This is a genomic window from Paenibacillus sp. J31P316 (assembly GCF_056269105.1).
Window position 1 is genome coordinate 141,430 of sequence record NZ_JBWDNI010000005.1, and the last position, 22,973, is coordinate 164,402.

Consider the following 22,973-nt stretch of genomic DNA (forward strand, 5'->3'; position numbering starts at 1 on the left):
CTGTTCAGCCGTTGTCCAATTTTAAGGAGGGATTTAACTATGAAGTTCATTCACGCAAGAACAGACAGACACCTTCTTTGGTTCACGATGCTCGCGCTCTTGATCGGTACCCTGTCCGCCGCGTTCGTACCGAATTCTTCGGTGCGCACCGCATCGGCAGCCGGCGCAGTGTATTACGTCGGCGGGTCCGGCGCGTCGGACGGCAATCCCGGCTCTTCGTCGCAGCCGTTCGCGACGATTCAGAAGGCCTCGACCGTGGCGACGGCTGGGGACACTGTCAAGATTCGCAGCGGCACTTACCGCGAGACGATTACCCCGACTAACTCCGGAACGGCCGGCAATCCGATCGTGTACGAGCCGGACGGGGACGCCGTCGTTACGGTGAGCGGGGCGGATACCGCCGACGGAGGCTGGTCGGTGCACAGCGGCAGCATTTATAAGAAAACGATCTCCATGACGAACGGCTTTAACGCCAACATGACGAACAATACGACGCTCATGGCCAACCAGGTGTTCGTGAACGGGCAAATGATGATCGAGGCCCGCTGGCCGAACCTTCCCGACTCGAACGACTTGCTGAACCGCAACGACTATCGGAACGGCACGCTCGGCACCTGGTCGACTTCGGGCGCGCAGACGCTGAACGATTCGGGCATTCCGAGCATCTCCGGCGGCTGGACGGGCGGCACGATTTGGGTGAACGGCTGGTTCATCTCCCAGACCCGGTCCATTACCGCGCAATCCGGCTCGACGGTCACGTTGTCCGGCGACCTCATCGGCACGGACTTCCGGAAGTATTATTACTTGACCGGCAAGCTCGGTGCTCTGGACTCGGCAAAGGAGTTCTTCTATGACGGCTCCCAGTTGTACCTTTGGGCCCCCGCCGGCGGCAGTCCGGCGAACGTCGAAGTGAAGAAGCGAAATTATGCGTTCGAGCTGAGCGGCAAATCCTATATCACGATTCGCAAGCTGAAGCTGTTCGCGGCGACGATCAACACGAATACGTCCAGCACGAACATTACGCTGGATGAATTGAATGCGAAGTACATCAATCACAGCGTGACGCTGACAGATTCCGACGTCATTTACACCCATACAGGCCAAATTGACGCCGCGGCCGGCTCCACCGGCATCCGCCTCATGGGCGCGAACAGCAGAATTGAAGACAGCGAAATTTCTTTCAGCTCGGGGCACGGCGTCTACCTTGGACCGAATTCGACCGCGAATAACAATATCATCCACGACATTGACTATGAGGGCTCGTATACGAGCGGGATCTCGCCGGTCAACGGCACGGATGAGCAGACGATTACGAACAACACGATTTACCGGACCGGCCGGTCGAGCGTGGATTTGCTGAACAGCAAGAACGTTACGATCGCATACAACAATTTGTACGACTTCGGCATGAACAATATCGACTTGGGCGCGATCTATTCCGCGCGAAACGCCGATACGACCGGCCTTCACATTCATCATAACTGGATTCATGACCTGAAGGCTCCCGTGAACGGCTATGGTTTGCAAACGGGCATTTATTTCGATCAGAACGCTGGCCCGTCCCGAATCGACCATAACGTCGTCTATTTCGCAAGCAGCGGGCCCGGCGTCGGCGACCTCTACGTGCAGCACACGGCCGAACGAACCTTCTCGCACGAAATCTACAATAATACGTTCGCCACGCTCGGCGGCTACACATCGTACAAGAACGAGAACTCGGCATCTCCGACGACCTTCGACGTCATGAAAAACAATATTTTCCGCAACGTGTTCCACTATACCTATATCGAGTACACGCCTTCTGGCACGAACTCGCTCTATCGAACGACGGATCCTTTGTTCGCCGGGTCCGGATCAGGCAGCCTTGCCTTCCGCCTGCAGAGCGGATCTCCGGCCAAGGATACCGGGGCATCCATATCGGGCGTGACGGACGGCTACGCCGGCAGCGCGCCGGATATCGGCGCTTACGAATACGGCGGAACCGATTGGACTGCAGGTTACGCGGCGCCTACGAGCGGCGGAACAAGTCCGATCCATATCGAAGCCGAGAGCTATAATGCCATGAGCGGCATCACGAACGCGGGAGCAACCGTGGAGAGCACCGACGGAGGCGACTACGTCCGCTATAACGGCGTTAACCTGGGCAGCGGCTATACGACATTCACCGCCAGGTACTCCCGCGGGAACACGGGCACCGGCAGCGCCCAAATCCGCTTGGACAGCACGGCGGGAACCCTCGTCGGTACGCTCGCGACGATCAATACGGGCAGTTGGGGCACGTTCGCGACGGGAACGGCAAGCTTGACCGGAGCGAGCGGCACGCATGACGTCTTCATCGTGTTTCCGGCCGGCTCATCCGGCAACGGCAACTTCGACTGGTTCGAATTCAGCGGCGCCTCTTCCCCCGCACCGGTGAAATACGAGGCCGAAAGCGCGGCGTTCTCGGGCAATATCGCGACGGCCACGAACCACACGGGGTATTCCGGTTCGGCCTTCGCGGCTAACTATTGGGGAGCCGGCGACGCCATTACCTTTACGGTCAATGCCGCGACCGCGGGCAGCAAGGACGTCACGTTCCGCTACGCGAACGCCCAATCGACGGCGCGAACGCTCAGCATCTACGTGAACGGGACGAAAATCAGGCAGACGAGTCTGCCGATCCTGGCGAACTGGGACACGTGGGCGGACAAAATCGAAAGCTTGAGTTTGAACGCCGGAAGCAATACGATCGCACTAAAGTTCGACAGCGGCGATACCGGCGTCGTGAATCTGGACTATATAACCGTGACGAACTGAGATGAGGGAGCAAGGGACCGCGAGCCGGTTCCCTTGCTCTTTTTTTAATGCGGAATCCGCGTTCGACATCCTTCAAATCCCGTTACTTTTCAGTGAATTGTGTGGTATATCGCCCCGAATCCGGATGCTAAGATAGGCATAGACAAACGGACTGTAAGCGGTCTCGCCTCCGACCGCGCAGCGAATTCAAGGAAAGGAAGGATGCGGCAATGAAGACGCACAAAAGCAGATTGCGCTCGGATTACGCGATACTCTATGCGCTGTTAATACCCGGCTTACTGCTGACATTTATTTTTCAGTACTTGCCGATGTTCAGCAATATTATCGCTTTTATGGATTACGACCTGTTCGACGGCTGGATGGGACTGCACAGCCCCTGGGTCGGCTTCAAGCACTTCTCCTTCATCGGCGAATCGTGGTTTCACGAATTGCTCTGGCGAACGGTATATTACAACGTCGTGGGCTTGATCTTCTGTTTCCCGGCCCCGCTCTTCCTGGCCTTGCTGATCAACGAGTTTCGTAACGCCAAGTTCAAGAAAGTCGTCCAGTCCATCACGTATGTTCCGCATTTCGTATCTTGGGTAACGGTGGCCGGACTCTTCTACATTTTTCTTAGCGTGGATCCTTCCGGATTCGTGAACAACATCAAGGTAGCGCTGTTTGGCGGCGAACGCACGGTGTTCATGCAAGACTCGCATCTGTTCCTGCCGCTGCTGATCCTCTCGCAAACCTGGAAAGAAATCGGCTGGGGCAGCATTCTCTACCTGGCGGCGATGACGATGATCGACCCTCACCTCTACGAGGCCGCGAAAGTGGACGGCGCGGGACGCTGGCAGCAGATGCTTCGGATTACGCTGCCCGCCATGATTCCGACGACGCTCATCCTGTTGATCTTCGCCCTGGGCGGCATGGTCGGCGGCAATTTCGATCAAATCTTCAACTTCCAGAACATCGTCATCCAAGAAGACACGAATATCATCCAGACCTTCACCTTCTATAAAGGGGTACGCGAGCAGCAATTCTCGCTTGCAACCGCCGTCGGTCTATTCTCGGGCTTGGTCAGCTTCCTCTTGCTGATGGGAGCCAACTACATGGGCAAGAAAGTCAACGACACATCGATCATTTAACGGAGCAACGAAAGAGGTGAATATGCTTGAACGGATTAGCCCTACGCGAGAAAAATTGGTTCGACAACGCGAACATCGTAATCATTCTGCTCCTGTGCGCGGCAACGCTCTACCCTTTCTGGTACATTGTCGTGCTTTCATTAAATGAAGGCAAAGATGCCTCGCTCGGACCGATCTGGCTTTGGCCGAGAGAGTTCACGCTGGACAACTATCGATACGTCATCCGAAACCCTTACATCATGGATGCGTTCGTCGTCACGATCGCGCGGGCGATTATCGGCGCCCTGATTACCGTCGTCGTGACTTTCCTGGCGGCCTTCTCGCTGTCCCACCGCGGCCTTCCGGGCCGCAAAGCGATGCTGTTCTATTACATGATGCCGATGTTCATCGGCGGAAGCGTCGTATCGAACTACGTCGTAATGGCGAAGCTCGGCCTGATCAATAGCTTCTGGGTCTATGTGCTTCCCGGCGCTTTCGTCTTCTTCAATATGATTATCATGCGAACGTTCATCGAGCAAATTCCGCCCGAGATGCAGGAATCGGCCATGATCGACGGAGCCGGCAAGCTCAGGACGCTCGTCAGCATTATCGTTCCGTTATCCAAGCCGATCTTGGCGGCCATGCTGTTCTTCGCGATCGTCGGCGCTTGGCTCGATTTCGGAACGAACCTCCTCTACATCACGAAGCGAAGCCTCTACGTGCTGCAATACGTGCTTTACATGACGGTATTGTCGAGTCAGAGCAACGAGATGATCCAGCTTATGGCTTCTACGGGCAAAATGCCCACGAACGTGGCGACGGAGCTCCCGACGCCGGAGGTATTGAAGATGAGCACGCTGGTCGTCGTGACGCTGCCTCTGCTCTTCGTTTACCCGTTCTTTCAAAAATATTTCGTCAAAGGCATGATGGTTGGGGCCGTAAAGGCTTAATCATAGAGCTATAATCAGAACAAGGGGAGCGTGAACGAAGTATGCAATGGGGAAATAAAAAAGGAACGAAACTCGCAGTTGCGTCCTTGATGGTCATGACGATGCTGGCGGGCTGCGCCAAGGATAACGGCGGTTCCGATGCGCCGTCCGATTCCACCGCGAACAAGTCCGACAATGCGTCGACGGCGAATTCGCAGGAGACGACACAAGAGACCTCGAAAGATCCCGTGGCCGGCTTCAAGGATTTGAAGATCACGATGCTCGGAAACGTGCAGACCGGAACATCGATACCGACCGAGGACGTGCTGACGCCGATCTGGCGGGCCAAGACGAAAGTCATTCCGGAAATCGTTCAGATTCCGCCTGGCATGGATCGCGCGCAATGGTTCCAGAATCAGATCGTCGGCGACACGCTGCCTGATATCCTGGCGATCAACGGAATTTTCAGCGTCACCCAGCTTCGCAGCATGCTGGTCGAAGGCAAGCACGTCCGAGAAATCACGAAGGACGATATCATCAAATACATGCCTCGTACCGTCGAATACCTGAAGGAACTTGGCGTTTCGGTAGATCAATACTACGAGGACAACCTGATCGACGGCAAGCTATGGTTCATTCCGAGCGGCAATGATACGACCAGCTTCGATCCGATGGCCTTCCCGAACATCCGGCAAACCGTCAGCGAAGTGAACCCGCCGCCGACGGAGCCTTACGCGGTTTATCTCCGCGACGATATCGTGAAGAAGATCTTCCCGCAAGCGAAGACCGAGAAAGAATTGAAGGATCTGTACGTCAGCAACGGCGGCAAGCTCAGCTTCGAAGAAGCGAACGACATTCCGATCAACAGCCAGGCCGACATGCTGGCTTTCTTGGAGAAAGTCAAAAGCTTGAATCTTAAAGTCGGCAACAAGGAAGTCATTCCCGCCCACTTAAGCTTCAACAACACCGTGGATTCGCTGCTCTGGTCCAGCTTCACGACGGCCGGCTTCTGGTGGACGAACTTCGGCATGAACGTGGCGAACGGAGAGCAGATCAATTACGCGCCGCTCACGTCGAACTGGAAAGACTACATTAAATTCTACAATACGCTCTACAACGAACAGTTGATCGACAAAGAAAACTTCATTCAAAAAGACGAGCAAATGAACGCGAAGATCATTAACGGCGAATACGCCGTCTTCAACGCCTGGGGCCCGGTAGCCGACGCGCGCGCCCTGTCCGAGAAAGAGAAGCGCGGATACGGTTTCCGCAGATTGATCTTGTTCCCGCAATCACCGATGACGGGCGATTACCAGAACGCCGTGCTTGCTCCGAGCAGCCTGGATGGCTCGGGCATGGGGATCGGCATCAGCTCGAAGATCAAAGATGAAGAAATGCCGCAAATCCTGAACTGGATCGACTGGAACCAATCGAAGGAAGCGAACGAGCTGCGCGAATGGGGTCTGCCAGAATGGTCCACCGGCACCGGCAAAGACCGCAGATTCAAGCCCGAGTTCAAAGACATCGAGCAATGGATTCTCTATCAAAAAGAGGGCGAAAAGGACGGTCCGCACTACGGTCTCTATTTGCAAAACAATACGCATGCTGCCTGGAATGCGGAAACGTACCAAATTACGGGCATGCCCTATGCGGAAGGACCGATCTACACGTATCCGAAAGTCGCGGACGCGAACAACGTCAATATCGACATGGTGACGCAAGTCGTCAACCGCCAGCATTTCGCTTCGAACGTTACGTATTACCGCAAATCCGGCTGGAATGAAGCACAGCTCGATCCGGACAGCACGCTCGGCAATCTGAGCAAATCGAACGGTTGGGAAAGCGATTCGGGCAGAACCACGATCGTTAAAGCCATCGTCGGCAAACCTGAAGACTTCGACAAAAACTACGACGCCTACCTCGGCACGTACAGCAAAGATTGGAAAGCCGCTTTCGCCGACGTGCAAACGAAGTATAAATCCATCTACGATCAATTCATCAAACCGGAAATAGACAAAGTCAAATAAAGGACGCTAAAATGAATGCAACCCTTCTTGTTCGACAAGGGGGTTGCATTCATGCGGTTTCCGAGGGAGGCACACCATGTTAACGTTGCTCATCGTCGATGACAATCCGATGGACCGGAACGGCATCCATCACCTCGTTCCGTGGCATGAACTGGGCATTCGGGTCGTGGGCAGCGCCGCGAACGGCGAAGAAGGATTGCAGAAATGCATCGAGCTACATCCCGATCTCGTCATTACCGACGTCTCGATGCCGATCATGGACGGCATACAGATGGCCGGCGCCATCCGCCGGGCGATGCCGAACACCGGTCTCTTGTTCATGAGCTGTTTCGATGAATTCGATTACGTGAAAGGCGCGCTCAAGAATGATGCTTACGGCTACGTGCTGAAGCCGATCAACATCGACGAATTGATGGAGGTTGCGGGCAAAGCGGTCGCGGACATTTTGCACGAGCGGGATCAATCCAACCGGATCGTCGAGCTGCGGGAGCAAGTGGAGCAGAGCTTGCCTGTTCTCCGGGAGCGGTTCGTTCAAGAGTTGGTTATACAGCCCCATTTGGTCGACCAGGAAACCTTATCCGATCGCCTGCGTTTCCTCTGCATTCCGGAAGGCAAGACGTATACGATCGTGCATCTCGGCTTGGAAACGAGAGAGGACGCCCGCGAAGTGTCCATGGACCGGTTATACATGGCAGGCTTTTCGCTCAGAAGAGAATTCGAGGCGCTCATCGCCGGACGCTACGACGGCTACGTCATCATGCAGGACCTGACGACGATCAGATTCCTGCTGTTCATCGATCCCTGGGAAGAAGAAGACAGCGTAAGCCGGTTATTGGACCTCGTCGGCGAATTTAAGGAAGCGGTTACAAATAAATTCGGCATGCCGCTGTTCATCGTCATCGGCGATTTCTCGCAGCTATTGACGGAAGCCAACCATCGTTACGAGCAAGTCCTGCTGGCAGCCGGCTCCAAATACTACTCCGGGGTCAACCGGATCATCCTCGTGTCCGAAGTGAAGGCACCGGATGCCCCGCCCGAGTACGATTACAAGAAGCTGAAGCTTCGGCTGGCCGAGCTGCTGGACCGCGAGGATACCGGGCCGGAAGACGTCGATGCTTTCCTGGACGCGTATTTCTCGAGCCTGCACCGCTATCCGTCCTATTATTATAAAGGCTTGTCCCTCGCGATCGTAACGACGCTGCAGAGCCAGCTGCTAGAGAAGAACGCAAGCCTCCTCAGCGTCATGGAAGACGTGGAAGGCATCTGGCGGGCGCTTGAGCACATGGATAACGTGGACGCGATCCGCGCCTGGCTCGGCGAAATGATTCTCTCCTCCTGCATGCAGCTGTCCCGTGCGCATACGGGTAAATACGTTAAAATCATCGAGGACATCAAAGAACTGGTCGACCGCGATTACGGCAATTACGCCAATATCGAGCAAATCGTGCAACCGCTCTATCTCAGCGCCGCCCATGCCAACGCGATCTTCAAGCAGCAAACGGGCCAAACGATTTTCGACTATCTCATCGGCAAAAAAATCGAAGTCGCCAAAAGCATGCTGCTGGATCCGTACATTAAAGTATACGAAGTGGCCCAGCACGTCGGGTATCGAAGCAAATCCTACTTCTCCCTTGTGTTCAAGGACTATACGGGAATGACCCCCCGGCAGTTCATGGAGAAACACAGCATACGGGGGCAATGAGATGCGCCTGAGAATGCGGTTCAACTACCCCGTGGGCAGCGTCAAATTCAACGTGCTGCTCAACCTCATCCTGTTCACGACGATTCCATTCGTCATCATATCCGTCCTGATCGGCATGTATTTGTACCACGACTACAAAGCGTCCTACATCCGCAAGGTCGAGGTATCGCTCGACCGCGCGGCCGAACCGATCAACCACGATTTCGCCCGATACATGGATCGGAGTAACATCATTTTGTCCGGCCCCTATTATATTCCGCTGTTGAACAACAAAGAGAGCATTAAGAATATCGCGCTCATGACGGAATTCCAGCGGCTGTTCGAGGCGACCTTCACCGAATTGGACATCTATCAATACCAGTTCTACTTAAAAAACTATACCGGCTTGCGGGGAAGCTTCATCGAGGATCTGAACGATCGGGATAAATCCGAGATCGCCTTCGTCGAGCAGAAGGTCATCAAGGGAAATCCGACGGGATTCGTATGGGCGCCGGAATGGACGGTCATCAACAACAAGCCCTACATCACCTTTTACAGGAATTTGGTCACGCTTTCTGCCTTTAAGGGCGCACTGGCCGTCAATATTCCACTGCCGTCGTACAATTACTATTTGAGCGACATGAACATGCAGAAGAACGTCCAGATCGTGATGCGCAAAGGCTCGAGCTATTATTGGAACGGAGCCTTGTCGCCCGATAACCCGCTTGCCGGCGGCATGTCCATGCTCGCGGAGACGGAGCTGAAAGACGGAAGCCGGCTGATCGCTTACGCTCCCGACTCCGTATTCGAATGGCGACGGCTGCAAATCATCGGCTGGATAACCGCTTGCCTGCTGCTGCTCGTTCTGGCTGTCGTATACACCTCTTCGGTCACGGCGAATAAAATTACCCGCTCGTTCAACGAGTTCGTCACGTATTTGAAAACGCATGACCATTCGCTGGACGATAACGAAATATGGAAGATGTCTAATCGCAACGACGATATGGACGTCATCAAGAACCGGCTGATCAACGTGCTGCGCAAGCTTAACGAATCCTACTCCGCGCTGGCCCACAGCCGAACCGACAACATCAAGCTGGAAATGGAACTGCTGCAAGCCCGGATCAATCCTCACCTGCTCTACAATACGCTGTCGGTCATCAAGTGGGCGCTGCTCAAGCAGGGCGACCGTCCCGGGGCGCATACGATCGATCTAATGACCAGCTATTACCGGATCGCCCTGAACAAAGGAAGCGGCCAAATCCCGGTCGCCAAGGAGCTGAAGATGATCGGACTCTACGTCGACATCATCCGGTACACGCATGGCTGCCACTATAAGTACGAGGCGCATATCGAAGAGGACACGATGACCCGGTGCATTCCGCTGAATTTGCTGCAGCCCATCGTGGAAAACAGCCTGATGCACGGCCTGAACGGCAAAGGGGAAGAAGGTAAACTGCACATTCGCGGGTATATCGAAGCGAACGAGCTCGTCTTTACGATCGAGGATAACGGCCACGGCATCGATGCCGACAAGATCGAGCAGCTGCAAAATATGGAATACCAGCCCGAATACGGCGGCTACGGCATTAAAAACGCCATTCGGCGGTTGAACAATTTGAACGGCAGGCCCGGCGGTCTAACGATTGCGAGCAGGAGCGAGCAAGGAACCGTCGTGACCCTTCGCATCGATCTTGACCGACTGACCAAGAGAGAGGCGGGATGAGGCGGCCCCTCTCTCTTCCATTAGGCTTATGAACTCCTTCTCTCCAGGAACAATCGCTTCGCACGCAAGGGGGGTACTTCAAATCTCCCCGTCTCCGCCCCCTTCCAAACGTCCTACAATAGACCAAGCCGTCCGAAGGATCGAGCCACTCGACCCGCCAGACGGCTTTGTTTGCGGGAAACGCACTATCGCTTCTCGCCTTCAATTCGAAGTCCTGCAGAATAGCCCACCCCCTACTCCTCCTATTCCGATATTGTCGACTGGCCGTAAAGAAATTCCCCGGCCTCGCAAGCAAGCAGCTCCTTGCAAGGCCGGGGAATGCGTATGATTAGTTGCTTAAGCCATCCAGCAAACGCAACAATACCGCTGCCGCTTGCGCTCTCGTGCCTTCAGCCTGCGGTCCGAACGAACCGTCGCCTAGACCGTTAGCCAGCCCAAGGCTGACCGCGATTTTGATCGCATCGGCAGCCCATCCGCTGACGGCGGATTGATCGGAGAAAGCTGGATCTTCCACCTCGGAAGCATCCGGCAGCGCAAGTCCCGATGCATAAGCGTATGCGCGGAGCAGAATCACGATCATCTGTTCCCGGGACAGCTTGTCGTTCGGAGCAAACCTGCCTTCGCCGACCCCGTCGATGATCTTCGCATCGGCCGCGGCATAGACGGCATCCGCGTACCATGCGCCGTTCGCTACGTCAGCGAAAGCCGGACTTCCCTTCGCGTCCGGCAGGCCGATCGCTCTCGCGATCATCGCAACGAACTCGGCGCGGGTCACTTGGCCATTCGGCCCGAAACGCCCGTTCGCCGTTCCGACGACGATTTGCTTGGCTGCGAGCGCTTCTATGGCCGCTTGCGCCCAGTGACCTTGAATATCTGCAAAGGTTATGCTGCTTTCTAAGACGGCATACAAGGAGAAGTGCGCCAGCTGAGCGGTCACGGTTCCGTCCGCGCTCATGGCACCTCCGACGTATTCCCAATCGTGGGTCGATTCGTTGAAACCGTACACGCCGACCTTGTTCAAATGGTTCACCTTAGCCAAATCAATAACGAAGCTTGCAGCAATCGGCTTATCGAAGCCATGAACCTCCGTATCGCCTACCGATAAACCGAAATCGTAGACGGCGCTCGCGAATGCAAGGCCTTTCGGAAGCTGGCCGCCATCTTTCATCGACCAGCTTAGGCGGGCGATGCCGTCTTCGGCCCGGACGTTCAGCGTGCCAGGGTTCAACTGCAGTTGCACGCCGCCGCTTGCGATCACGATCGGTTTGCCGAGGGCGTTCGCGCGGACGATTCCTTCCGCCGGCAATTCGACGACCACCTTATCGACGGCTTGCGACGGAGCTGCATCGATGCGCAAGCCGTCGCCGGCGCCATTCAGCGCGGCTAGCAGCTCCGCTGCGTTCATCTTGAAGATCCATGCCATGCCGCCGTCCGCTTCCTTGACGATCGTTCCGTAACCGATAACCGCAGCCGGCGTTGCCGGTGTCGTTGACGTAGTCGGTGTCGTGGGTGTCGTCGGCGTCGTTGGCGTTGCCTCTGACTTGGCCGGCAGCGACAGATAATCGAGATTTACGATGCCCGTATCCCCTTCGTCGAAACGCAGCGCGATCGTGTTCGTGCCGGCGTTCAGGTCGAGCGTCTCGACCTTGCTGCCCCACGTGTCCCAATTTGCCAGATTCGGCAGGCTGGTTTGCTTGATCTTCGTTCCGTTCACGTAAATGCTGAGCGTTCTATCCGATCCCATGCTGTTGGCATAGCGGAACGTGACGTCCTTGCTGCCTGCAATCGCGGCATCCACCGTGAAGGTTACGCCATCTCCCGCTCCCCAGTAATTGGCCGCGAAGCCCGTTCCCGAATAGCCAGCATGATTCGTATCCGTGGCGATATTGCCGGCATAGAGTGCGCTTTCAGCCTCGTACTTGGTCGGCGGCGGTACCGGGAGGGACAGATAGTCGAGATTCACGATGCCGGTATCTCCCTCGTCGAACTTCAAGACGATCGTGTTCGTGCCGGCGTTGAGAGGCAGCGTTTCGACCTTGTTGCCCCACGTATCCCAGTTCGCCAGATTCGGCAGGCTGGTCTGTTTAATCTTCGTTCCGTTCACGTAGATGCTGAGCGTTCTGGCATCCCCCATGCTGTTGGCATAGCGGAACGTGACGTCCTGATCGCCGGCGCTCACGGCATCCACCGTGAAGGATACGGCATCTCCCGTCCCCCAATAATTGGATGCGAAGCCCGTGCCGGAATAGCCGGTATGGTTCGTATCCGCCGCGATATTCCCTGCGTGAGCCGCGGTCTCGGCTTCATAGGTCACCGCTGGCAGGGCCAAGCTAATGTAGTCGAGGTTGACGTGCGCGATGTCGCCCGAATCGAACTTATACGTAATGATATTTACGCCTTCGTTCAGCATGAGCGAATCGGTGATGAAGCCCCACGTATCCCAATCGGCGAAGCCCGGCATCAACGTTTGCCTGAACTTCACGCCGTTCACGTAGATCGTCAAGCTTGAGTTGGCGCCCCCGTTCGCGTAACGAAGGGTGACGTCGCTCGCCCCTGCGCTCGCGGCATCAACCGTAAACGTTGCCGATGCGCCCTGATCGCCGAAGTGGTCGACAAACCCCTCGCCGGAATAGCCCGGATGATCGGTATTAGTCGATGCTCCTCCATCAAGCGCCGCACCCTCCGCCTCGTATTTCATGCCCGCAGCCGGATCCTGCGTATTCGGCGTTGGCGGCGGCGTTCCCGGATCCGGCGGCGTGATTACGGTCGGAGGCAGTACGGCCGGCTCCTCGTAAGGCACGTAGATCGCATCGAGCAGCACGTTCCCCTTATCTTCCGCGTCTGTCTTGAACGCAATCTCGTTCTCCCCCGCATTCAGAGCCACGGTGTCGGTCAGCACCTGCCATAGGCTCCAGCCCGTCGTGCCCGGCAGCGCGAGCGTCCTCACCTTGACGCCGTTCACGTACAGGCTTAGGCCGGCGTCCGTCACGTTCCCGTTCGCGTATTTCAGCGTCATCGTCTTGTCCCCGGCGGTTCCGGCATTCACCGTAAACGCGGCCGAAGCATGGACAGTGCCAAAATCGGTAAGGTAGCCGCTGCCGGAATAGCCGGTCTGTCCGGACCCGATAACTGCGCCGTCCGACGTATAAGCTTCCTCCGCCTCGTAGATCGGCATCGTGCTCACGACGACCCGGTCGGCGCTGTGATAGAAGTTGTCCGATGCCGGATTTTTCGTTCCCGTCACGCGAACCTTCATCACATGATCCCCATTCGCCAAAACAGGGCTCGTATACACGAGCGTATTATGAATTTTGACCGGGTTGTAGGTGTCGACAAGCGTTTCTTCGCCGCCGTCGATCGACACGGCGATGATGCCGAGCGACTTGTACTTCTGCGCGTATAGTCTCACCTGGGTGCCGACGAACCTGACGTTGTAGGAGGCGTCGGTCGTGTTCGAATAATGCTCGTTGTCCATGTACGCGCCCGCTTCGGGACTCTGTCCCCACGTTCCGACGAACTCGTACTGGTTCGTTCCCGTGCCCATGTCCATGTCGTTAATCGTGACGGAGGACGTATACGGAACGAAGCCCGTTACGACCTGCACCCGGTCGGCGCTGTGATAGGTGTTATCCGAAGCTTCATTCTTCTGCCCGGTAATCCGCACCTTCATGATATGGCCGCCGTACGCCAAGACGGGACTTTCGTATACGAGCGTGTTATGCACCTTGTCCGGACTGTAGCAATCGACCAAGGTTTCGTCTCCGCCGTCCACGGATACGGCCACAATTCCGAGAGATTTGTACTTCTGAACGAACAGCTTGGCCTGCGTACCGACGAACCTCACTTGGTAGTAGGCGTCGGTTTCGTTCGAGTAGTGCTCGTTATCCTGAAACGCGCCCGTTTCCGGACTTGCTCCCCAATTGCCGATGAACTCGAACTGGTTCGCTCCGCCGCCGACGTCCGCGTCGTTGATATCGAGCGTACCCGTCGTAACGACGACGCGGTCGGCCACGAGATTATAATCGTCCGCGTTCGCGTTCTTCGTCCCCGTTACCCGTACCTTGAGCACATGCGTGCCGAGAGGCAGGCGCTGACTGGAATAGAGCAGCGTATCCAGGAGCTTGGCTTCACTATAGCCATCCACGAGCTTCTCCGTTCCGCCGTCGATCGAGATGGCCGCGATGCCGAAGGAGCTGCTCTTCTGGGCGTACACTTTCACTTGCGTGCCGGTGAACTTCACTTCGTAGTAAGCGTCGGTTTCGTTCGATACATGCTCATTGTCCTTGTACGCCCCCGCCTCGGAGCTTGTGCCCCAAGTGCCGGCGTAATGAAACAGGTTCTCTCCTTCTCCTGCGTCGGCGTCATTGACGGTCAGCTTCCCGTTCGAAGCGCCGCCGGCAGCGGAATCCTCGCCCGGCGTCACGGCATCCGGATTCTCGTAATCCGGCGACCAATACGGCCCGATGTAGCCCGCAACCCAATCTTCGCCGCCGAACTCGTAAGCGCCGATATCCGGATTGCCGCCGACGGTTCCGTCCGTCACGCCGGAAATTTCCGTGCCGGCATCGACCGCCTGCGAGCTCGCCTGCAGCCGGAACCGCAATCCGCCATCCCCTTCGTTCAGAAACTTCGGCGTCTTGTTCATCGTCAGAGACATCGACGTTGGCGTGCTGCCGATGACTTGGTCGCGATAAATGTTGTTGATGAGCGAATCCGCCGGCGTCGTCGTGTAATTCAAATACGATGCGGTTCCGTTCGTCGCGAAGGTGTTGTTGTAGACGCGGTGCACTTGCTCTTCCGCGCTCTCGTGCTGAACGTACAAGTCCACGTCCACGTTGCCCCATAGCACGTTGTGATCGACCTGCGTGGGTCCCGCGCCTTGGTCATAGTAGATGCCCGCAATGAGGCCGTCCCCTTCGGAGTCGGCTTTCGTATCGTGAATCCAGTTATGGTGAATGCGGGTCCCGTCCAAGTCCGCATTACGAGCGGAATAAATCGCCCCCGTATCGGTATTGATCATGCCGTACTGATACAGGTCGTTATAACCGATTTCGACGTTCTTCGCCGGCTGCAGGTCAATGCCCGCCCGTCCCGTATCGTAAATCGTATTATGGATGATTTTCTGATCGGAGCTATTAGGTACGGGACTAATGCCGCTCGCGTACGTGCCGTCGTAGGCGATTTCGCGGACCACGTTGTTCGCTGCGGTATTGCCCGTTCCGAGCACGATGCCCTGGTTGGAGCTGTAAGTAATGATGCTGTTCTTGATTACGCTGCCCGGGCCGATCAGACGAATGCCGGTCTCGCCGGTATGCGTGTAGATCACGTCCTGGTCGGTCAACGTAACGCCATGGCTGATATATCGAGCCATCAGTCCGTCAAGCGTAATGCCCGAGCTGCTTTCGTCCGTCGTGATCGTTGCCGCGAACACGCCGATGCCCTGCAACGTAATATTGGACCTGCCGCTCAAATCGAAAGCGTAATTGCGCATTTTGACTTCGACGCCGGAAGGATTTTCGCCGTTCGGCATCCATAGATAGAGGTCGGTTCCGTCGTAGAACCATTCTTTGGCTGTGTCCAACGCGCCGAGCTTGCCGGTCAAATAGTAATAATCCCGGAAATCGGCGTCGATCGGACCGCCAGACATCGTCAGCTGCGTCCCCGAGTCGGCAGTAATACTGCGCGTCTGGGAGATGAACCAGCCGTTGGCCCATAGCGTCCCTCCGGCCCAGCCGCCCTCGATGGCCGGAATTTGCGCGTCCGAGAGTTTCAGGTCGCCGTTGCTCCCGGACCACGTTGCGGCTTTGCCGTCCCTGTAGTCCGTCCGGTTCAACAAATCATCCGAATCAGCTACGTTCGGCCAGCGCGCTTCGATCATCATCTTGCGATTGACGAACACTTGGTTGGCCAGCAGCGATTCGTTGCCCGTGATGTGCGCGTTGTAGCCGGTAACGGGAAGCACGATCTGCTTCTTATAGATATTGCCTTCATACACGCTCCAGCCGCCGTCCGCAGCGTCCGTACCGCTGACCGTAACCTCGGCGTTTCCGTCGGGCTCGAATACGATCGGCTGTCCTACTGAACCGGAATTCGCCGGCACGACGGTCTCGCGATAGACGCCCTCGCGGATTTTGACCGTGTCTCCCGCGGCCGCGATATCGGCGGCTCGCTGAATTGTCGCGAACGGCTCGGACCCGGTACCCAGATTGCTGTCGGAAGCGCCTGCTCCCCCGACGTAATAAACGCTGCCGGTGTCGGCATGAACCCGATTCGGCAGCTGGAATAACGACAGGAGCAATGCTGCTAACGTAACGACAACGACTAGCTTTCTCGCGTGGCCTTGCGGTACCCATGCACTAGGCATTTTCTCTCCTCCAATAAATAGGTTGTAAACGTTTGCAAATATAGCAATCGCCGTCCTGCAAACCTCAGACACGTACTTCGAATGCCCGGTACGCCCACGGTTCCAGCCGAAGTTCAGTCCGATTCCGCGTAACCGGCACGCGCTCGCCCGTCACGCGGTCGAATAATATGCCGGAAGGGACGGGTATACCGAGTACGGCCGTCACCGCCGCGTCCGTCGGATTGCCGACGGTCAGCACATGCTCGATGCCTTCGAATAGATTCGCCATGCAGTGCTCCGCCTCGACCTCGAGCGACGACATCGGATTTTCGCTAATTTCGGGATAAGCGTCGTAATAGTCCCTCGTGTTTCTCCCATACGGAGCCATGAGCTCGTTGGACGAAGCATGCGTATAAATGTGCATCCCGTTGACGGCGTTAAAGAGGTGGTTCTTGCGAATGTCCTCGGGCGAAGAGTCGGCATGGGCGTAGCTTTCGAAGATTTTCAAATCCGAGTGCAGGAAGCGAACATAAGGGATATCGAAGTGGTACCGGGCCCAGTCATGCGTGTGCGACAGGAAGCCGTCGGCGAATTCGGCCGCCAAGTCGGAGAACCCTTCGATAATAAGAACCGCACCCGGGTTTACGTTGTCGAGCTTTTCCCGTATTTTCCGAAGCAGCCGGCGCAGCCCCCAATTCCAATAATCGGGATGGCCGTGCGGATGATTCGGATCGTAATTGCGGTGGTTATAGGTCGCGCAGGAGGAGTCGAGGAAGAAGCCGTCGACGCCGGTCGTCCGCACGATGTCCGCGCAAGTCTCGGCCAGCCAATTCTGGTACTCCTCGTTCGCCAGATCCATATGCCAGAAATCGCGGTAATGCTCCGTATAGGTGCCGTCCGCTTCCTGTAACGCCCACCGCTTGCCCTTGCTGAGCCCGATGCGGGATTGCTTCCACATAATGAGGCCTTCGATGTAATAAAGGATGCGCCCGCCGCGGCGGTGAACGGCTTCCACGCCTTTCTTCACCGCTTCGAAGCCTCCGAGATTTTGGGCGGCGAAATAGTAGTCCCCGCGGTTCAGCCAGTTTTTGGAGGTCGAAGCCATTTCCGCGTCATGGAAGCCCATGACATGAAACATATTGGCGCCGAGCGTTTCTTTGTGCGCGGCCAGCTTCGGATAATCGTAGAAGGATTGGCCCTCCTGCACCATCTGATCGCCCATATGCTCGGCCAGGAAGGTCGTGCGCCGGTACCATTCGGCAGGCGACTTCCGGATCGGAATGTGGGCACGGCGCGAACGCACCCATTGCGCCCCGGACTTCCAATTTCCCGCGTACGCGTATGTCCGCACCGGACCGAGATCGATGTATTCGACCGCCATGCCGTGATCCGAGTAGGAGATTGCGCCTTCGTCGCCGTTGATTTCGCTCTTGTTCTCCAATCCGTCCGGATGCGTGCCGGCAAAGACCCGGGAATGGCAAACGCCGGCGAACGGGCCATCGCCGCCCCCGCCTCCGTCGAAATAATCGTTGATCCAAAAATCATGATGCGTCGAATAGGCGGATACGCTGCCGAAGTCGTTGCCTACCGCGTATTCCCGCCGGACGCAAGCGCCGGGATCCGCCGTCAAATCGGCGCGGTTGTCGTCCAAAAACACAATCCCCCGTCCGCCGCCTTCTACCAAAAAAGACGGGGACGTCAGCGTGCCTACATAAGCGTTCTTGTAGTTCGCTTCGTTAAGCGGACTCAATACCGCGCCCGCAATGTGCGGGAGGATGGCTCTGGCTCCGCTTGCCTGTCCAAAGCTGAACTTCGACAACAGCGGAAAATAAATATCCAGCTCAATGGATTCGCCGCCCAGCCATGCTGCCTGCCCCCTCCACGTCGCCACATGGCCTTCCGCTTCGATGATCAGATAGAGCTCAAGCGGCAATCGATCATGCGTCAACGCCATGCTCATCCGCCGTTCATCATGCTCCAGTTGCCGAACACGGAACGATTCCGTTCCGTACCGTCCGGCATGCTTGCCCTTGGGGACCACGACGGTCAACGGATTTCCCGGCAGGCCTTCCGTCGATTCCAGCAGTTCCCCGTTCTCTTCGGTGCTCATGCCGATCAGGCGCACGCGCTCCCGCTCATGCTCGAACGAAAGCACCAGCCCCGGTCCGGACAATTGAAAAACCGTCATTCTCCATACGCTCCCTTAACGATCTGAATATGAAAAATTCGTATCCTAACCTTGCTTACGTTAATCGTAGCGCCGCTCCGGGCCCGTTCATACCCTAATATCCCGGGAAATGTAACGGACATTGAGGATTTCTGCAGGGATCTGCTTCTCGCACGAAAGCCCGCGGGGGAAAGGACGCGCGCACGCAAAAATACAAACCCGGTAGCACTTAATCGGCCTCGGCAGCAGCGATAACCAGCAAGGCATCCCTCGCGAAGGGGGCGGTGCCGAGCCATTCGGCTCCACGGACGGGACCGCATGCCGCGCGCTCCCCGCTGGCGGGGTTCCACCAGTAGGCCTCGGCCAACGCCGGCAGGAATGCGATGTTCATTCGAATCGTCCCGCCTTCGGGCATGTAGGCAATCAACAGATCTCCCCGGGGAACGGCGGACACCGACACGTACATTGCATGCCGGCTAAGCAGCAGCTCTGGCATCGGCTCAAGCTCCTGCCAAGGCAGCGTAATCAGCAGCGCCTTCATGCGGGCGACATCCTCCGCCCCCGGCAGCATCAAGGCTTCCTTCCACGAGGAAGGAAGGGTAGGCGAAGGCTCGGCTCCGACGAGCGTATCGCCCGGCTTCGCCCAGTTCCATAGACCAGCCGCTCCGTACGTGATGCCGGTCAGGGAACCTTCGAGCACGCTGCGCCAACACGCCATGCGAACGTCATACCTGTCGCATGCGTCCGTATCGCGAACCGGGTGCTTCTCATAGCATGGCTCGGCGTTCAATACCGGCTTGGCCGGCTCCCTCTCCCATTCGTCGCGAACGAGCCTGAACGTCTTTTCCAAGTTCTTGGCGTGTCCTGTCTGCACCATATTGAAGTCGAGCCAGTCGGCCTGATGATATGTATCCCCCGACCGATGCACCGGGTGAGCCGTCATCAGCCTTCCATTCGGATCGGCGGCTCGTACGGCGCGGGCCACGGCATCATAGAAATTTGCTACCCCCGCGCCCTGGAACTCGTCGTCTCCGCTAACAATCCAGACCAGGTTTTTGTCCCGGAGCTTACCGGCTAGATAAGCGCCGTAGCGCTTCCCTTGCTCCACGGTCATCCCCGGATGAGAAGGTATGACGTTCAGCCTCGAATGCGGTACGTGCTCGAACCACACGACGACGAGGGCAATGAGCATGCCTCTACCGTTGGCGTAATCGATCATGCGAACCAAGAAATCGAAATAACATTCGTCGATCGCATCGTAATCCCAGTTGAAGATTTTGCCGTCGATGCTCTCGTCGTTCAATAGCGCGAAAGGCTTGCGGTCCCGGAAAATCGGCTGATACGCGTCATGCTGGGGCAGCGAGTTCATTTGGATGACGTTGAACCCTTGACGTGCTCGCTCGTCCACGTAATCCGTCCATTCCTCCCAATTCGCGCGACCGGGGCACGACCAAGCCGTGTCTCCGAGCCAAAATATCGGCTTGCCCTCCCGCGTCTGGAAGCTTCTCTTGTTAGGCGCAACTTGCAAATAGCCGTGAATATTCATTCGGTGCAGCCTCCTTCTACAGTAAACTGCTTTCATCGTAGCACCCGCCGAACACCGCTTAAACCATGCAATTCCGGGATTTGTATCGCAATTCGGGGAGATTTGCGGCAAGCCGCATCGCGCACGGCACGGCCTGCCCGGCTGTTTTTTGTCATTCCCGCCCCCTGGGCGATAGGCAATTACCGATTTCCTGCTCGTGTCGATACGGGGCAATTATATGTAATCGATAGGAGATGGTTTTCATAGAGTTGGGGATATTGTCCAGTACGAGCTATTTATCTTGTACATATAAATACAATACGTCCTTGCTCCAGCAAGCAGAAGGAGGCGAATCTATCAAATAAGCGTTCGGTTCGGGGCATTGATCTAGCTGGTGAAAGGAGAATGAGAACGAGTCAGAATCGATCTTGAAGAGAGGCTAAAGCATGCACGATTTAATGGCGATCATCACCATTTGCACCTTCTTCCTTACCGTCGGCTTCATCTTTTGGAAACCTAACATCAACGAGGCGGTACCGGCCTCCGTCGGTGCGGTCATCGTGCTATTGACAGGCACCGTCTCCATGGCAGATCTGGGGGCGATTACGGAAACGATCAGCGGAGCGGCGATTACGATCATGGCCACCATCGTGATGGCGATCGTGCTGGAAAGCTTCGGGTTCTTTAACTGGGCCGCCGAAATTTTAACGAGGAAAGCACGTGGGTCAGGGATCCGGTTGTTCTGGCTGACCAACTTATTTTGTTTTCTCATGACGCTCTTCGTCAACAACGACGGCAGCATTCTCATTACGACACCCATTCTATTGATGCTGCTCAAAAGCATGGGGCTTAAAAACCATCAAAAAATACCGTATTTACTTTCTGGCGCTCTTATCGCGACGGCTTCCAGCGCTCCGATCGGCGTAAGCAACATCGTGAATCTGATTGCGCTCAAAATCGTCCACATGAGTCTCTATATGCACACCGCGATGATGTTCGTCCCCGCATCGCTCGGGCTGGTGTTGATGTCGCTGCTCTTGTTTGCGCTCTTCTACAAGACGCTTCCGAAGAAACTGCCTCAAACGGCGCAATGGGGTTTAACGCCCGGCGGACATCCGCTACAAGGGGACATGCCCCCAGCCAGAAATACGAAGTTCATGCGCAATGTGTTGATCTTCGTATTCTGCGTGCGCCTCAGCTTGTTCGCAGCCTCTTATCTTCACTTCCCGGTTTCGCTCATGGCTGTGATCGGGTCCGCTTTTCTGCTGGCTTGGCGCTGGATATTCTTAAAGATTCCACCTGTCGATATGGTGAAGAAAACACCGTGGTATATTCTCGTCTTCGCTTTCGGCATGTACGTCATCATCTATGGTCTGCGTAACCTTGGGCTTACGGAGTGGCTCATCCACGTCCTGCAGCCGATTATCGCCGGCAGCCTGCTGCATGCAAGCCTGCTGATGGGCCTGCTGCTGAGCGTGCTCTCGAATTTATTCAACAATCACCCTGCCTTGATGGTCGGCACGCTGACATTAACCAACATGGGGCTCGACCCGCTGACGCTGAAAATTTCCTACCTGGCCAGCGTCATCGGCAGTGACGTCGGTTCGCTTCTGCTGCCCATCGGCACGCTGGCCACCATCATGTGGATGCACCTGATAAGGAAGGGCGGCGTGAAAATCAGCTGGGGGCAGTATTTGAGGGTAACCGTCATCGTCATCCCGGTCACCGTTCTCGTCTCCTTGATCTTGCTCTGCTGCTGGGTGGCCTGGCTGTTTTAAAGCGAATCTATGATCCAAGCATGCATGTATAGGCGTATAGGAGGGATTCGTTTTGGAGGAATGTAATGCCCCGCTGTCCCAAAAAGCCGGAAGGCTCTTCATTCGCAGGCAAAAAAAAGGACCCCCTGATTGAAGGTCATAGAAAGAGAGTCATGCACATGATCAGTTTATGAGAGATGAGGCGCAAAAGCGTGGGTTTACGTCCTTTTCCGTCCTATTGGAACGATGAACAAAGAACCGCCGGGAAACCTCTGCGGTTCTTTGAATTGGCACTGGATGCGCTCCGGCTGTTATTTAGCGAGAAACAAATAATTGGTCAGATCGGTAATCGAATTATAAGTAAAAAATATGTTACAATTCATGGGAATTACTGCGGATTCTTGCCTTGCGAGGCACATCAGCAAAAAGGGGGTACTCCTATTACGATCGTGGTGATCTTACTAATCGTCATCATTATTCAGCTTGTATTTATAAACGCCAAGCTGCCCAAGAGGGATTATTCGAAAGAAGCCGTTGAAGCTGCACTGAGGAAAGACGGTCTTCTTATCGAACAAACAATGAGCAATAAGAATAACGACCTCAATTAACTGTATAGGCTTCAAGCCATGACCATCATTTAGGTGCAGCTCGATTTCGCCTTTAACGTGCGATCCACCTTGCATGCAAAAACACCCGCAAGGCTATCGCCCTGCGGGTGCATGTGTCGCTATCCGTTAGCGGCTTTTCAGTTCGCCGATTTTTTCTTGGACCTCGCCCTTCAGCTTATCCTTCTTTCCTTCCGCTTGAAGGCGATGGTTGTCCGTGGCGTTTCCGACCTGGTCCTTGACTTCACCCTTGACCTTGGATACGGTGCCTTTGATTTTGTCGCTGAGTCCGTTGTGGTCATTCATGTTCA

General features: G+C 55.9%; 12 protein-coding genes. 8 read left to right on the forward strand and 4 right to left on the reverse strand.

The genetic code is table 11. The features are described from left to right. Positions 1 to 39 precede the first annotated feature (39 nt). The 6 genes from AC0YNU_RS18205 to AC0YNU_RS18230 all read left to right on the forward strand — a co-directional run bounded on the left by AC0YNU_RS18205 (position 40) and on the right by AC0YNU_RS18230 (position 10,265). Positions 40 to 2,796, forward strand: a complete 2,757-nt coding sequence (locus AC0YNU_RS18205) for a carbohydrate-binding protein (protein WP_475759130.1) — start codon at positions 40 to 42, stop codon at positions 2,794 to 2,796. Between the two features lie 209 nt (positions 2,797 to 3,005). Beyond that, positions 3,006 to 3,923 (forward strand): ABC transporter permease, encoded by a 918-nt coding sequence (locus AC0YNU_RS18210; RefSeq protein WP_475759132.1) that lies wholly within the window; start codon positions 3,006 to 3,008, stop codon positions 3,921 to 3,923. Between the two features lie 26 nt (positions 3,924 to 3,949). After that, a complete protein-coding gene (locus AC0YNU_RS18215) occupies positions 3,950 to 4,852 on the forward strand; it encodes a carbohydrate ABC transporter permease (protein WP_475759134.1) in 903 nt (300 codons plus the stop codon). A 41-nt stretch (positions 4,853 to 4,893) separates the two neighbouring features. Further along, entirely contained in the window at positions 4,894 to 6,858 is a 1,965-nt protein-coding gene (locus AC0YNU_RS18220) for a hypothetical protein (RefSeq protein ID WP_475759137.1), read from the forward strand. A gap of 76 nt (positions 6,859 to 6,934) precedes the next feature. Then, the gene (locus AC0YNU_RS18225) at positions 6,935 to 8,560 is read left to right on the forward strand and encodes a response regulator transcription factor (RefSeq protein ID WP_475759139.1); all 1,626 of its coding nucleotides are present in this window, start codon (positions 6,935 to 6,937) and stop codon (positions 8,558 to 8,560) included. 1 nt (position 8,561) lies between these two features. After that, positions 8,562 to 10,265, forward strand: coding sequence for a sensor histidine kinase (locus tag AC0YNU_RS18230; protein ID WP_475759141.1), 1,704 nt, complete (start codon positions 8,562 to 8,564; stop codon positions 10,263 to 10,265). 328 nt (positions 10,266 to 10,593) lie between these two features. Here the strand turns inward: AC0YNU_RS18230 and AC0YNU_RS18235 are convergent, their stop codons facing one another. The 3 genes from AC0YNU_RS18235 to AC0YNU_RS18245 all read right to left on the reverse strand — a co-directional run bounded on the left by AC0YNU_RS18235 (position 10,594) and on the right by AC0YNU_RS18245 (position 20,321). Beyond that, the gene (locus AC0YNU_RS18235) at positions 10,594 to 16,629 is read right to left on the reverse strand and encodes a CBM35 domain-containing protein (RefSeq protein ID WP_475759143.1); all 6,036 of its coding nucleotides are present in this window, start codon (positions 16,627 to 16,629) and stop codon (positions 10,594 to 10,596) included. 64 nt (positions 16,630 to 16,693) lie between these two features. Next, the gene (locus AC0YNU_RS18240) at positions 16,694 to 18,796 is read right to left on the reverse strand and encodes a DUF6259 domain-containing protein (protein WP_475759145.1); all 2,103 of its coding nucleotides are present in this window, start codon (positions 18,794 to 18,796) and stop codon (positions 16,694 to 16,696) included. 208 nt (positions 18,797 to 19,004) lie between these two features. Further along, positions 19,005 to 20,321 (reverse strand): glycoside hydrolase family 140 protein, encoded by a 1,317-nt coding sequence (locus AC0YNU_RS18245; RefSeq protein WP_475759147.1) that lies wholly within the window; start codon positions 20,319 to 20,321, stop codon positions 19,005 to 19,007. Positions 20,322 to 20,746: 425 nt separating this feature from the next. Between AC0YNU_RS18245 and AC0YNU_RS18250 the strand changes: the two genes are divergently transcribed. Next, positions 20,747 to 22,078 (forward strand): ArsB/NhaD family transporter, encoded by a 1,332-nt coding sequence (locus AC0YNU_RS18250; protein ID WP_475759149.1) that lies wholly within the window; start codon positions 20,747 to 20,749, stop codon positions 22,076 to 22,078. Positions 22,079 to 22,269: 191 nt separating this feature from the next. Further along, positions 22,270 to 22,665 carry a hypothetical protein gene (locus AC0YNU_RS18255; RefSeq protein WP_475759151.1) on the forward strand — a complete coding sequence of 132 codons (396 nt, stop codon included), beginning with the start codon at positions 22,270 to 22,272 and terminating at the stop codon, positions 22,663 to 22,665. Between the two features lie 126 nt (positions 22,666 to 22,791). Here the strand turns inward: AC0YNU_RS18255 and AC0YNU_RS18260 are convergent, their stop codons facing one another. Further along, on the reverse strand, positions 22,792 to 22,968 hold the full coding sequence (locus tag AC0YNU_RS18260; protein ID WP_475759154.1) for a CsbD family protein: 177 nt from the start codon (positions 22,966 to 22,968) through the stop codon (positions 22,792 to 22,794). Positions 22,969 to 22,973: the final 5 nt, after the last annotated feature.

Excerpts from the sequence above, each read along its gene's own strand:
- AC0YNU_RS18205 (WP_475759130.1), top strand. The coding sequence starts at position 40 with ATGAAGTTCATTCACGCAAGAACAGACAGACACCTTCTTTGGTTCACG.
- AC0YNU_RS18210 (WP_475759132.1), top strand. The coding sequence starts at position 3,006 with ATGAAGACGCACAAAAGCAGATTGCGCTCGGATTACGCGATACTCTAT.
- AC0YNU_RS18220 (WP_475759137.1), top strand. The coding sequence starts at position 4,894 with ATGCAATGGGGAAATAAAAAAGGAACGAAACTCGCAGTTGCGTCCTTG.
- AC0YNU_RS18225 (WP_475759139.1), top strand. The coding sequence starts at position 6,935 with ATGTTAACGTTGCTCATCGTCGATGACAATCCGATGGACCGGAACGGC.
- AC0YNU_RS18230 (WP_475759141.1), top strand. The coding sequence starts at position 8,562 with ATGCGCCTGAGAATGCGGTTCAACTACCCCGTGGGCAGCGTCAAATTC.
- AC0YNU_RS18235 (WP_475759143.1), bottom strand. The coding sequence starts at position 16,629 with ATGCCTAGTGCATGGGTACCGCAAGGCCACGCGAGAAAGCTAGTCGTT.
- AC0YNU_RS18240 (WP_475759145.1), bottom strand. The coding sequence starts at position 18,796 with ATGACGGTTTTTCAATTGTCCGGACCGGGGCTGGTGCTTTCGTTCGAG.
- AC0YNU_RS18245 (WP_475759147.1), bottom strand. The coding sequence starts at position 20,321 with ATGAATATTCACGGCTATTTGCAAGTTGCGCCTAACAAGAGAAGCTTC.
- AC0YNU_RS18250 (WP_475759149.1), top strand. The coding sequence starts at position 20,747 with ATGCACGATTTAATGGCGATCATCACCATTTGCACCTTCTTCCTTACC.
- AC0YNU_RS18260 (WP_475759154.1), bottom strand. The coding sequence starts at position 22,968 with ATGAATGACCACAACGGACTCAGCGACAAAATCAAAGGCACCGTATCC.